Source organism: Type-D symbiont of Plautia stali, assembly GCF_001485335.1.
GTDB classification, from domain to species: domain Bacteria; phylum Pseudomonadota; class Gammaproteobacteria; order Enterobacterales; family Enterobacteriaceae; genus Pantoea; species Pantoea vagans_C.
In genome coordinates, this window is the sequence record NZ_BBOC01000006.1 from 31,815 (window position 1) to 43,713 (window position 11,899).

Annotated in this window: 11 protein-coding genes; 6 read left to right on the top strand and 5 right to left on the bottom strand. The window is 56.0% G+C overall.

All coding sequences use genetic code 11. The features are described 5' to 3' along the window. Positions 1-36 precede the first annotated feature (36 nt). Entirely contained in the window at positions 37-942 is a 906-nt protein-coding gene (locus PSSD_RS03340) for a DMT family transporter (protein ID WP_058969430.1), read from the top strand. Here PSSD_RS03340 and PSSD_RS03345 read toward each other — a convergent pair. Together PSSD_RS03345 and tctD are read right to left on the bottom strand one after the other, a co-directional pair. Beyond that, a complete protein-coding gene (locus tag PSSD_RS03345; RefSeq protein WP_058969432.1) occupies positions 929-2,305 on the bottom strand; it encodes a sensor histidine kinase in 1,377 nt (458 codons plus the stop codon). The two genes, PSSD_RS03340 and PSSD_RS03345, sit on opposite strands and share 14 nt — an antisense overlap. Next, the gene (gene tctD, locus PSSD_RS03350) at positions 2,296-2,967 is read right to left on the bottom strand and encodes a transcriptional regulator TctD (RefSeq protein ID WP_058969434.1); all 672 of its coding nucleotides are present in this window, start codon (positions 2,965-2,967) and stop codon (positions 2,296-2,298) included. The genes PSSD_RS03345 and tctD overlap by 10 nt, the downstream gene beginning before the upstream one ends. Positions 2,968-3,087: 120 nt before the next feature. On the opposite strand from tctD, the gene PSSD_RS03355 reads away from it, so the two are divergent. From PSSD_RS03355 to flk, 4 genes are all read left to right on the top strand, one after another. Further along, positions 3,088-4,065, top strand: coding sequence for a Bug family tripartite tricarboxylate transporter substrate binding protein (locus PSSD_RS03355; RefSeq protein ID WP_058969435.1), 978 nt, complete (start codon positions 3,088-3,090; stop codon positions 4,063-4,065). An 11-nt stretch (positions 4,066-4,076) separates the two neighbouring features. Next, positions 4,077-4,508, top strand: a complete 432-nt coding sequence (locus PSSD_RS03360; RefSeq protein ID WP_058969438.1) for a tripartite tricarboxylate transporter TctB family protein — start codon at positions 4,077-4,079, stop codon at positions 4,506-4,508. Positions 4,509-4,520: 12 nt separating this feature from the next. Next, positions 4,521-6,029, top strand: coding sequence for a tripartite tricarboxylate transporter permease (locus PSSD_RS03365; protein WP_058969440.1), 1,509 nt, complete (start codon positions 4,521-4,523; stop codon positions 6,027-6,029). A gap of 120 nt (positions 6,030-6,149) precedes the next feature. After that, entirely contained in the window at positions 6,150-7,181 is a 1,032-nt protein-coding gene (gene flk / locus PSSD_RS03370) for a flagella biosynthesis regulator Flk (protein ID WP_058969441.1), read from the top strand. Between the two features lies 1 nt (position 7,182). On the opposite strand, the gene PSSD_RS03375 is transcribed toward flk, so the two are convergent. After that, entirely contained in the window at positions 7,183-7,626 is a 444-nt protein-coding gene (locus tag PSSD_RS03375; RefSeq protein ID WP_058969444.1) for a rhodanese-like domain-containing protein, read from the bottom strand. Positions 7,627-7,712: 86 nt separating this feature from the next. On the opposite strand from PSSD_RS03375, the gene pdxR reads away from it, so the two are divergent. Further along, positions 7,713-9,149 carry a MocR-like pyridoxine biosynthesis transcription factor PdxR gene (pdxR, locus tag PSSD_RS03380; protein ID WP_058969446.1) on the top strand — a complete coding sequence of 479 codons (1,437 nt, stop codon included), beginning with the start codon at positions 7,713-7,715 and terminating at the stop codon, positions 9,147-9,149. On the opposite strand, the gene PSSD_RS03385 is transcribed toward pdxR, so the two are convergent. Then, on the bottom strand, positions 9,112-10,293 hold the full coding sequence (locus PSSD_RS03385; protein ID WP_058969448.1) for an MFS transporter: 1,182 nt from the start codon (positions 10,291-10,293) through the stop codon (positions 9,112-9,114). The genes pdxR and PSSD_RS03385 overlap by 38 nt on opposite strands. 251 nt (positions 10,294-10,544) lie before the next feature. After that, positions 10,545-11,765 carry a beta-ketoacyl-ACP synthase I gene (gene fabB / locus PSSD_RS03390; RefSeq protein ID WP_034825147.1) on the bottom strand — a complete coding sequence of 407 codons (1,221 nt, stop codon included), beginning with the start codon at positions 11,763-11,765 and terminating at the stop codon, positions 10,545-10,547. Between the last annotated feature and the right edge of the window lie 134 nt (positions 11,766-11,899).

Genomic DNA, 11,899 nt, shown 5'->3' on the forward strand with positions numbered 1-11,899 from the left:
ACGTAAACTATTCGCAATTATTTCAGGAGCCGTACGATGAATTTACTCTTCCCGCTGATTGCGGTGCTGATCTGGTCGATCAACACCATCGTCAGCAAACTCTCTGCCGGGAGCATCGATCCTGCCGCCATTTCATTCTATCGCTGGTTGCTGGCGCTGGTGGTGTTGGCACCGTTCTGCCTGCCCGGTGTCTGGCGTCATCGACAGACCATTCGCGAAAATGTGTGGCGTTTACTGGTCCTCGGCCTGCTGGGCATGGTGCTGTATCAGAGTCTTGCCTACTATGCGGCACACAGCGTGTCAGCGGTAATGATGGGTATTTTGGGTGCCACCATCCCACTGTTAACCATCTTGCTCAGTGTGTTCGTGCTGCGCCTTGCACCCACGCGTGGGATTTTGATCGGCGGCCTACTGTCATTTGTTGGCTTGGTGTGGCTGGTCAGTGAAGGTAATCCTGCCCAGTTGCTGAATCAACGTCTCGGAAACGGGGAGTTAATGATGCTGGCGGCCTCTACTTCGTACGCGCTCTATGGCGTACTCACCAAGCGCTGGGCGATCCCGCTGCCCACTTGGCAGAGCCTCTATGTACAGATTTTCTTTGGCGTGTTGCTGCTATTGCCGGGATTCCTGCATGCACCAGACGTCACGCTGAATATGCATAATATTCCGCTGGTGCTGTTTGCAGGGCTGTTTGCTTCTATCGTCGCGCCATTCCTGTGGATCCTTGGCGTACAACGACTCGGTGCCAGCACCACCAGCATCTTTATGAATTTCGTACCGGCTTTTACGGCGATTATCGCCGTGCTGTTCCTGCATGAACAGTTGCATGCCTATCACTGGGTGGGCGGCGGCATGACGTTAGTCGGCGTGATTCTGGCGCAGCGCCTGAAAACCCCGCTGCGCAAGCCGCGGGCAATCACGCCGCAGATCAGCGAAAGTTAATAATGACCCGCAGCCCGCCTAATTGTGGGCTGCGATCGAGTTGCAATTGTGCACCGTGCCAGGCACAAATATCTTTCACCAGCGCGAGGCCGATGCCAGCCCCAGGCTGACTGGCGTTATCTAAACGACCAAACGGCTGCAAAGCCTGATGCTGTTGTGACGTACTAATGCCCGGCCCACTGTCCTCAATTTCCAGCTGTTTTTCCTGCAATCGCGCCGTCACGACGCCCCCTTCAGGCGTGTATTTGATCGCGTTGTCGAGTAAGTTGGCACACAGCTCAGCCAGCAATAGGCTATCACCTTGCACGTTACAGGCGATGTCGCCTTCAAATCCCAGGTCAATCTGTTTGTGGCGTGCGGCGGCATAGCTGCTGAAACAAGCCTGTTCAACGATTTGATTCAGGTTGACGCGGGCAAAGGGTTTATCTTCTCCGTGCCGGGCTTTGATTTGCGCGAGCTGCAAAAGCCGATCGGTGAGCTGTACCGTATCGTTGAGCGTATGGCGCATACCAAGCAAACTTTCGCGCCATTGCTCAGGGTCATCACTATTTAGTGCAACGCCAACCTGCGTTTTGAGAATGGTGAGTGGCGTACGCAACTGGTGCGAAACATCCGCACTAAAACGTTCCTGACGCGCCAGTAAACCGCGCAGTCGTTCCAGATGGCGATTGAAGGCGATAATCAGGGGCTGTAATTCCGACCAGGGCAGTAGCGATGGCAAGGGCGTTAACTCGCCGGGCGCACGACGCAACATCATGCGCGATAACCGGCGCAGCGGCCTTAACACTTTGCGTAACAACAGGCTGGCTAATAGCAGGGTGATCAGCACCAGAAAGCTTTGGCTAATCAAGGCAGTACGCAACAGTCCTTCCGCAAAGACATGCCGCGAGTTAAGGGTCTCGGCCACTAAGACCAGCGCCATCCCCTCTACGCCTTGCTCGTTCACCGGCTGCCATAACGCTGCCACCCGAATCGGTTGTTTACGATAATTGCCATCATAAAAGTGCACCAATGCAGGGTAGGCCTCTGAAAGGGGCGCATTGCGTGGCAATGGGGGCAAATCGGGATAGCCAGACAGGGTTTTACCCTGCGGCGAAATGACCTGATAAAACAGCTGATCGTTCATATTGCGTTCGAAGCTGTCGAGCACCACCCAAGGGACATCGACATCCAGATGGTTTTGCCGCACCACTAGCCTCTCCGCCACCGTCCTTGCCGAGGCGAGGAGTGAGCGGTCATAGGCCTGATTCGCGGCTTGCATTGCGCTTTGATAATGGGTGTAAACCGACAATCCCCACAGCAACATCAACGGAGCACCCAGCCACAGCAGCAGTTCACCACGCAGTGAATGGCTCAGGCGCACGGTTGGCACTCCAGGCTGTAACCCAATCCACGTAGCGTCACGATGGCCACATCACTGCCCTGCAATTTTTTCCTTACCCGATGCACGTACAGCTCAATACTTTCCAGGCTGGCTTCATCGGTCAAAGTGAAGGTTTGTTCGTAAAGATGTTGACGTGACACAGGACGTCCAGGGCGTTGCATCAACGTGGAGAGCACGCTGGCTTCACGCGGGGTAAGCAGCAAAGGTTTGTGATTCAAGAGAAAATAGCCTTCGCCGTCGCGCTCCAGTTGCCCCACGGTCTGTGATTGCGCTGTTTGCCCCATACTGCGGCGCAGTAACGCCCGCAGGCGCGCTTCCAACTCATCCAGTTCAAACGGCTTAGTGAGATAGTCATCCGCGCCCGCATTCAGTCCTTGCACGCGCTGTTCCAGCGCGCTTTTGGCCGTCAGCAGCAACACCGGGGTAGCCTGTCCGCGTTTACGCAATCGCGCCAGCACCGCAAGCCCATCTAAGCGAGGCAGCGACACATCCAATACCACCACCGCATAGTCTTCGCTTTGCAAAACGTGATCCGCCGCCAGCCCATCCGCCACCCAGTCTACGGCAAAGCCTTTCTGTGTCAGGGCCTTTTGCAGCCAGTTGGCTAACTCAACCGTATCTTCCACCAGTAAGAGACGCATATCACATCCTGATACTTTTCCCGAGCACTGAAAGGTAAATGAAAGGTTACACCATTAACAATTCAGCAACGTCGAATGTTCGGCAGTTGTCACACTCTGGAAGAATGAATGGAGCGAATAATGAAAAAAATCTTACCTCTCGCCCTCGCCTCAACCCTACTGGCTGTGTCGATCTCTTCTGCGATGGCAGAAGCACCAGACCGCACAGAATGTATCGCCCCTGCCAAACCCGGCGGCGGATTCGATCTGACCTGTAAACTGATTCAGGTTTCGATGCAGGAAACCGGCGAAATCAAGAAGCCGATGCGCGTGACATACATGCCAGGCGGTGTCGGTGCCGTGGCTTACAACGCCATCATTGCGCAACGCCCGGCCGAAGCAGGCACGCTGGTGGCCTTCTCCGGCGGTTCGTTGCTCAATCTCTCTCAGGGCAAGTTTGGTCGCTATTCAGAAAGTGACGTGAAGTGGTTGGCTGCGGTCGGCACCGACTACGGCATCGTCGCGGTGCGTAATGATGCCCCATGGAAAACGCTGGGCGAACTGATGGAAGCCATGAAGAGCGATCCTACCAAAGTGGTAGTCGGTGCGGGTGCTTCCATTGGTAGCCAGGACTGGATGAAAACCGCCCTGCTGGCTCGCGAAGCGGGCATCGATCCACGCAAGATGCGCTACGTCGCCTTTGAAGGTGGCGGCGAGCCAGTTACAGCACTGCTGGGCAACCATATTCAGGTGGTGTCCGGTGATATGAGCGAGATGGTGCCACATCTGCAGGCTGGCAAGTTGCGCGTGCTGGCAGTGATGTCTGATAAACGCTTACCAGGTGAACTGGCGAGTGTGCCCACCGCCAAAGAGCAAGGCTACAACGTTGAATGGCCGATCATTCGTGGCTATTACCTCGGTCCGAAAGTCAGTGACGCGGAATATCAATGGTGGGAAGACGCGTTCAAAAAACTGGTCACCACCAAAGAATTCCAGCAACAGCGCGATATGCGCGGACTTTTTGAATTCAACTTGTTCGGCAACGAACTGGATGCCTATGTGAAAAAACAAGTGGCTGAATACCGAGAACAAGCCAAATCCTTTGGCCTGGCCAAATAACGGAGTCGATGATGAGCGATCGTATCTTCGCTGGTATCTGGCTGCTGCTGTGCATTGCCGGGCTGTTTATCGCCTGGCAAATCCAGAGTGAGTACAGCTATGAACCGGTCGGCCCTCGCCCTTTCCCGATGTTGCTGTTGGGGTTGATGGCGATTTGCGCCGTGATGATGTTACTGCGCAAGCCAGATGAGGTGCAGTGGCCTGCCGCCGCCACACTGAAAAAGCTGGTGCTGATGTGCCTGATGTTGATGGTGTATGGCTGGCTGTTTGAGCGACTGGGCTTCGCTTTATGCACCTCGCTGCTGACCTTTGGCATCGGATTGTTGTTTGGCGCGCGCTGGTGGGCGGCCGCGTTGTCCGGTGGGGTGATGGGTATTGCGCTGTTTTATGCCTTTGACCGTTTACTCGATGTCACCTTGCCAGTCGGCAGCTGGTTCAATTAACAGGAGTCTCACATGGATACCTGGTCATTTCTGATGCAAGGGTTTGCCGTCGCGATGACGCCGGAAAACCTGATGATCGCGCTGATTGGCTGCTTTATTGGCACCATTGTCGGCTTGCTGCCCGGACTCGGGCCCATTAACGGCGTGGCGATCCTGATGCCGCTGGCGTTTGCTTTGCACTTACCGGCCGAGTCAGCACTGATCCTACTCGCGACGGTCTACATTGGCTGCGAGTACGGTGGACGCATATCCTCCATTCTTCTCAACGTACCGGGTGATGCCGGCGCAATTATGACCGCGCTAGATGGCTACCCTATGGCGCAACAGGGTAAAGCCGGCGTTGCCTTATCGATTTCGGCGGTGAGTTCGTTTATTGGGTCCACTATCGCCATCCTCGGCATTATTCTCTTCGCCCCTATCCTGGCTAACTGGTCGCTGGCCTTTGGCCCGGCAGAGTATTTCGCGCTGATGGTGTTTGCTATTGCCTGTCTGGGCAGCATGATGAGCAACAATCCGTTGAAATCGTTTTTGGCTGCGCTGATTGGCTTGGGCATGGCGACTGTAGGCGTTGATGCCAATACCGGTGTCTATCGCTTCACGTTTGATAGCGTCCACCTCTCCGATGGCATCCAGTTTGTTGTGGTGGTGATTGGGCTATTTTCGGTCAGTGAAATCCTGCTGATGCTGGAATCCACCAGCAGCGGCCAGAAAGTGGTCCGTGCCAGCGGTCGCATGATGTTCAATATGAAAGAAGCCGCGCAGGCAACCGGTGCAACCTTGCGCTCCTCCTTTATCGGTTTCTTTGTCGGTGTACTGCCAGGCGCGGGCGCAACCATCGCCAGTGCCATCGCTTACATGAGCGAGAAGAAGATCAGCGGCAGCGATCAATTTGGTAAAGGCGATATTCGCGGCGTGGCAGCGCCTGAAGCCGCCAACAACGCTTCAGCCTGCGGCTCCTTTATTCCGATGCTGACGCTGGGTATTCCCGGCTCTGGCACCACGGCGGTGATGGTGGGCGCACTGACGCTTTACAACATCACACCTGGACCGGCGATGTTTACTGAGCAACCCGATATCGTCTGGGGCCTGATCGCGGCACTGCTGATTGGTAACGTGATGCTATTGATCATGAATATCCCGATGATCAATATCTTTGCGCGCATGTTGACGATTCCGCTGTGGTTCCTGGTGCCAGCGATCGCTGCGATCTCTGCAGTCGGTGTTTACGCCGTGCACAGTACCACTTTTGATCTGCTGCTGATGGTCGGATTGGGGATCTTTGGCTATATCCTACGTAAAATGGATTTCCCGATGTCACCGCTAATTTTAGGTTTCGTACTGGGAGAGATGCTGGAGCAAAACCTGCGTCGAGCGCTCTCCATCAGTAACGGCAACCTGCCGATTCTGTGGGAAAGCCTAATCTGTAAAGTGCTGCTGGTGCTGGCGATTGCCGTCCTGATCGTGCCGCCACTGTGGAAACGCTGGCGTCGTAAGCGTCTTAAACTGGCTGAAGCTGAATAAGTCGGCACCTGACGCGATTTCCCCTCACAGCCCCCGTGGATTTCCCGGGGGCTTTTGTTATCATATGGCCTCTTTTTTCCGGCGCACCCGGATCTGACCTCGTTTTTCAAGGATTCCGCCATGCAACCTCTCAGCGGTCCCGGTGTGCCTGCGGGCGATCGTTCAACGCTCACTAACGCAACTGGCCCAACACGTCCTGGCGGACCGGCGGGCGAACAGCCCCTCTCCCCTGCTCAGCGCACCACACTGGAACGTCTGATTGTTCGCATCATGTCTCTTAGCACGCTGAAAGCGCCGGAATTGTGGGCTGGCGTGCGCCATGAAGTGGGCGTGAAGAACGATGCGGAACTGCAATCGCGTCATTTCCCTGCCGCTGAACAGCATCTGAATGGACGTTTAACTCAGGTGCAGAACAGCCTGGCCACGCGCCAGTTATTGCAGCAGCTGTTAGAAAAACTGCCGCAGGGCAATAATCGTCAGGCCGTCAGTGACTTCATTCGCCAGCAATTTAACCAAACCGTGTTAAGTGCGCTGTCGCAGGATCAACTGCGTCAGGTGCTGACGATGCTGCAAAATGGTCAGATGGCGATCCCACAGCCTCAGCAGACACGCGTCTCGGATCGCACCTTGCTGCCGGCCGAACAGCAGTCACTCAATCAGCAGGTCACCCGCCTTGCCGCGACGACCGGCGAGTCGCCGGTTAAACTGCTGGCTGATACCTTAAAACTGGTCAATCTGAAAAGTGGCGATCCCATTCCCTCGCGCCACTTCCCGCTGCTGACACAGTATCTTCAGGTGCGTCAGACGCTAAGCCAGCACCATGCACCGACGCTGCAATTGCTCGAAAGCTCGCTGAAACAGCCGCTGACTCATGATGAACAACGATTGCTGGAGGACTACAGCCAGCAACGCTTCCAGGCCACGCCGCAAACGGTACTGACTCCGGCACAAGCGCAAGATCTGCTCAATGTGCTGTTCAGCCGCCGCGTAGAGAAGACGCTGGAGCAACCGCACGCCGCCAGCGAATTACGCCCTCAGCCCATCTGGTCACCTTGGGTTGAAATGCTGCCGCGACCGTTGGCTCAGCGTCCGGCATTAACATTGATCCTCGGACTGGCGCTGTTCTTCTTTTTACTCTGGCTGTTCCTGTAATTTAACAGCCGCAGTGTGCGCCGGGAGTGGCTTGTGGCCACTCACCCGGTGCCGTGCCCCACGTCAACGGGTGCCCATCCCGCTTCCAGAAATCCAACCCGCCGATCAGCTCCTTCACCTGATAGCCCAGTGACGCCAGTTTCAGCGCGGCTTTGGTCGAACCATTGCAGCCAATGCCATCGCAATAGGTGATGTAAACTTTGCTGCGATCCAGCTGCGCAGTCGATTCGGCATTCATGGTGCGATGAGGGAAAGAGATTGCCCCCGTGATGTGTCCCGCCTGATAAACCTCCTCGGAACGTGCATCAATCACCACGATGGCCGTTATGCCCAGAGCCAAATCTTCTGCCAAATCCCAGGCATCAGTGTAATAACTCAGTTTGTGCTGCAAATAGGCCAGGCTCTCTGCCGGGCTGGCTGCGGGAACATGTAATACCGATGACATCGCATTCTCCTGTTGTGATTTTCCCTCAGTCTACGGCAAAGTGGTCTGTAACCTGATACCACTTTAGCGATGATGACAAGACCACAATGAGCCTCTCTTTTTTAGCGCTGTTTAACTTACATTTGCAAGGCGGACTGCGCGAGCGTGTGTGCAATACGCTGCGTCAGGCGATCGCCCATGGCCATTTACACCATCAGCAGAAGTTACCCTCCAGCCGCCAGCTGGCGTTGGATCTATCGCTATCCCGCGTCACGGTGGAAAGCGCCTATGCGCAATTAGAGAGTGAAGGTTATCTGGAGAGGCGGGCTGGAAGCGGCACCTTTGTGTCGATCGCTATGCCAGTACGGCAGAGATCCTCAGCTTCAATCGACTCGCCACGCTTCTCGCAACGTGGCGATCGCGTTCTGGCGACCGGCGGTTGTCAGGATCCCCCCTTCCCCGATGCGTTTGCCGCCGGTTCACCTGAGCTGCGCGCCTTTCCGCATGAACAATGGCGACGCATCAGCAACAGTGTTCAACGCCAGTTCGGGAGTCAGTTAATGGGCTATGGCGACCCGTTGGGATACCCGCCGCTCCGTCAGGCGGTGGCGGATTATCTGGCCCTGTCACGCGGAGTACGCTGCACCGCCGAACAGGTAGTGATGTTGACCAGCTCGCAGCAGGCATTGCAGCTGTTGGCTTTGATGTTTCTCGATAATGATGATGAGGTGTGGCTGGAAGAGCCCGGCTATCCTGGTGCGCGTAATGCCTTTCTGGCTGCCGGTGCGCGCTGCCGTGCCATGCGGCTGGATAGCGAAGGTGCCGTGCCGCTAAACGGGCATGCCAAACTGGTCTATCTGACGCCTGCGCATCATTACCCCACCGGCACGCCGATGAGCCTGGCCCGCCGCCTGCAGTGGCTGGCCTGGGCACGCCAGCAGCAAAGCTGGTTGATTGAAGATGATTATGACAGTGAATTTCATTATGAGGATCGTCCAGCCCCGGCGCTTCAGGGGTTAGAGAACGACAGCCGGGTGATCTGCCTTGGCACCTTTTCCAAAACGCTTTTCCCCTCGCTGCGGTTAGCGTGGATGGTAGTGCCGCCGCAGTTGGTGGATGCACTGGGTCGTGCACGCAGCGTGATGGATGGACACAGCGCACTGTTACCGCAGGCGATCACCGCCGAATTTATGCAGCAGGGCCATTTTGCCAGCCATCTGCGGTTGATGCGCCAGCTCTATCACAGCCGCCGCGACCGCCTGCTGGAGCAAATCCATTCTCGGCTGCAGCCGTGGCTGACACCCGGGCATGCGGCCGGTGGCCTGCAATTGACCGTCACTTTGAATCAAGGTGATGAAGCACGATTGACACAGCAGGCCAGTGAGGTGGGGTTGTTGCTACCACGCTTGTCGCCGTTATATGCAGGGGATACAAAACAAGCCGGCTGGCTGCTCGGCTTTGCGGCACTGACGCCCGGTGAGATTGTCAGTGCCTGCGATAAGCTGGTCAGGCTGTTGTCGCGCTACGCGCAAACGCCCAGGTAACCAAAATGCCCAATGCCGCGCAGCAGGCACCGGCCAGATAGACTGAGCCATAGCCCAGCGCGGTCGCCAGCAGACCGGTGAGCGGACCGCTGGCACCATAAGCGATATCCTGAAAGGCGGAGAATCCACCCAGTGCTGTGCCGCGAATCTGCGGGGAGACGCGTTTAATCACTTCGACACCCAATGCCGGGAAGATCAGCGAGCAGCCGCAGCCGGTCAGTGCCGCGCCGACCAGCGCCATCCAGCCAGAGGTCGCACACGCCAGCACCAGCAAACCCAGGGTTTCCACCAACAGCGACACCATCGCCACACGTACGCCGCCGTGACGATCGGGCAAGCCGCCAAAAAATACCCGCACCAGCACAAAGGCACAGCCGAAAGCCGTCAGGGCAAAACCGGCGTTGCCCCAGTTCTCAGCGGCAAAGTAGAGCGAGGTGAAGGTACCGATGACCGCGAATCCGGTACCTTGCAGTGCCAGCGCCACACCCGGCTGGAAAATGGTTTTTACCACGCTGAACAGTGAAGGCCTCTCCCCGCCGACCACCGGGACTTTGCTCACCCAGCTGTTGATCGCCAACGAGAGCAAAGGCAGCAGTAAAGCTACCGCCCCTAAAGCCGCAAATCCGCCATGTTGGTTGATGAGTAAGCCGAGCGGTGCGCCTGCCGCCAGCGATCCATAAATCGCCATACCGTTCCACGACATCACTAATCCAGAGCGTTTACTCCCGACTAATCCCATACCCCAGGTGAGATTGCCGGTCAGCAGCAGGCTCTCGCCAAAACCCAGTAACAAGCGCCCTACCGCTAACAGACCAAATTTGGCCCAGGGAGACACCGGCAACAATGCCGCCGCCAAATAGGCGACACCGACCAGCGCTATGGCAATCATCCCGTGCTGTGTGGTGAGCTTAGCACCGTGCTGATCGGCGCGACGGCCCGCAAAGCTGCGCGTCAGCAGGGTAGCGAAGAACTGAATCCCCACCGCCACGCCGACCATCAGGTTACTCATGCCCAACTGCTGATGGACATACAGCGGGATCACCGGCAAGGCCAACCCGGCAGTAAGATAAGTGAGGAATACCGCAAAAGAGATGCAGCCTAAAGGCAGCACAGATTGCGTCTGCGTATCAGCAGCCGTGGTCATGATGGTATGAACTCCTTGTTCAGGGCGTGCGCAATAGGTTCGTTGGCTGCTCGCAGCAAAAACGGGTGATTTGATTCACAATATGCGCAAACGATTATTTTGTTTCAGGTAAGAACGAAGAGTGTAGGCAAGCGAGGGGATAAATGTCAAAAACAACAAGGGCCGGATTGACCGGCCCTTGATACTGAGCATGTTATGCACGAAATACTTCAACAAACAGACAGGCTGCAGGTCGAAATATGACGAGTCTTTTATGCTGGCAGCTTACGCATCGTCAGCGTGGCGTTAGTGCCACCGAAACCAAAGCTGTTGGACATCACGGTAGTCAGCGCTTTTTCAGTTGGCTGAGTCACGATGTTCAGGCCCTTACCGGCTTCATCAATCTCTTCGATGTTGATGCTTGGCGCGATGAAGCTGTGCTCCAGCATCAGCAGGGTGTAGATGGCTTCCTGCACGCCCGCCGCACCCAGTGAGTGACCGGTCATGGCTTTGGTAGCAGAGATGTACGGAGAGTTATCACCGAACACTTCGCGAATCGCACCCAGCTCTTTCACATCGCCGACTGGCGTTGAAGTGCCGTGGGTGTTGAGGTAATCGATTGGGGTATCAACGCCCTGCATCGCCATCTTCATGCAGCGCACCGCGCCTTCGCCTGAAGGGGCAACCATGTCTGCACCGTCAGAGGTCGCGCCGTATCCCACGATTTCTGCATAGATGTGTGCGCCACGCGCCAGAGCATGTTCCAGCTCTTCAACAACAACCATACCGCCGCCGCCAGCGATCACGAAGCCATCACGGTTCGCATCGTAAGTACGTGACGCTTTTTCTGGCGTTTCGTTGTATTTGGTGGACAGTGCGCCCATCGCGTCGAACTCACAGGCCATTTCCCAGCTCAGCTCTTCGCCGCCGCCAGCAAACACGATGTCCTGTTTGCCCAGTTGGATCTGCTCAACGGCATTACCAATACAGTGTGCGGAAGTCGCGCAAGCAGAGCTGATTGAGTAGTTCACGCCGTGGATTTTGAACGGCGTGGCCAGGCAAGCTGACACACCAGAACCCATGGCTTTGGTCACCACATAAGGACCGACCGCTTTCAGACCACGTGGGCCGCGCATCGCGTCAGCACCAAAGACCTGGTAACGTGGGGAACCACCGCCTGAACCGGCAATCAGACCCACACGTGGGTTGTTCTGATACTGCTCATCAGTCAGACCGGAGTCCTGAATGGCTTCAGCCATAGACAGGTAAGCGTAGATTGAAGCATCACTCATGAAACGCACGATTTTGCGATCGATGAGCCCGTTGGTATCCAGTTTGACGTTGCCCCATACGTGGCTGCGCATACCGATATCTCTCATCTCTTCAGAGAAAGTGATCCCGGAACGGCCTTCACGCAGAGAAGCCAGCACTTCTTGCTGGTTATTACCAATGCTGGAAACAATACCCAGGCCAGTAATCACTGCACGTTTCATTCAATAGTCCTCATTCCACTTCTTTTGGATTGACGTGCACTCTAGCTTACAGTTGTAAGCCGAACAAGTCCGATCAGCCATTTCCTTTTGTAAATTTGCGTCATGTGACCACACTCGCTAAAATCGCGCCACTG

What these genes read in the sequence shown, in the direction of transcription:
- PSSD_RS03340 (WP_058969430.1), top strand. Translation starts at nt 37, where the DNA reads ATGAATTTACTCTTCCCGCTGATTGCGGTGCTGATCTGGTCGATCAAC.
- tctD (WP_058969434.1), bottom strand. Translation starts at nt 2,967, where the DNA reads ATGCGTCTCTTACTGGTGGAAGATACGGTTGAGTTAGCCAACTGGCTG.
- PSSD_RS03355 (WP_058969435.1), top strand. Translation starts at nt 3,088, where the DNA reads ATGAAAAAAATCTTACCTCTCGCCCTCGCCTCAACCCTACTGGCTGTG.
- PSSD_RS03360 (WP_058969438.1), top strand. Translation starts at nt 4,077, where the DNA reads ATGAGCGATCGTATCTTCGCTGGTATCTGGCTGCTGCTGTGCATTGCC.
- PSSD_RS03365 (WP_058969440.1), top strand. Translation starts at nt 4,521, where the DNA reads ATGGATACCTGGTCATTTCTGATGCAAGGGTTTGCCGTCGCGATGACG.
- flk (WP_058969441.1), top strand. Translation starts at nt 6,150, where the DNA reads ATGCAACCTCTCAGCGGTCCCGGTGTGCCTGCGGGCGATCGTTCAACG.
- PSSD_RS03375 (WP_058969444.1), bottom strand. Translation starts at nt 7,626, where the DNA reads ATGTCATCGGTATTACATGTTCCCGCAGCCAGCCCGGCAGAGAGCCTG.
- pdxR (WP_058969446.1), top strand. Translation starts at nt 7,713, where the DNA reads ATGAGCCTCTCTTTTTTAGCGCTGTTTAACTTACATTTGCAAGGCGGA.
- PSSD_RS03385 (WP_058969448.1), bottom strand. Translation starts at nt 10,293, where the DNA reads ATGACCACGGCTGCTGATACGCAGACGCAATCTGTGCTGCCTTTAGGC.
- fabB (WP_034825147.1), bottom strand. Translation starts at nt 11,765, where the DNA reads ATGAAACGTGCAGTGATTACTGGCCTGGGTATTGTTTCCAGCATTGGT.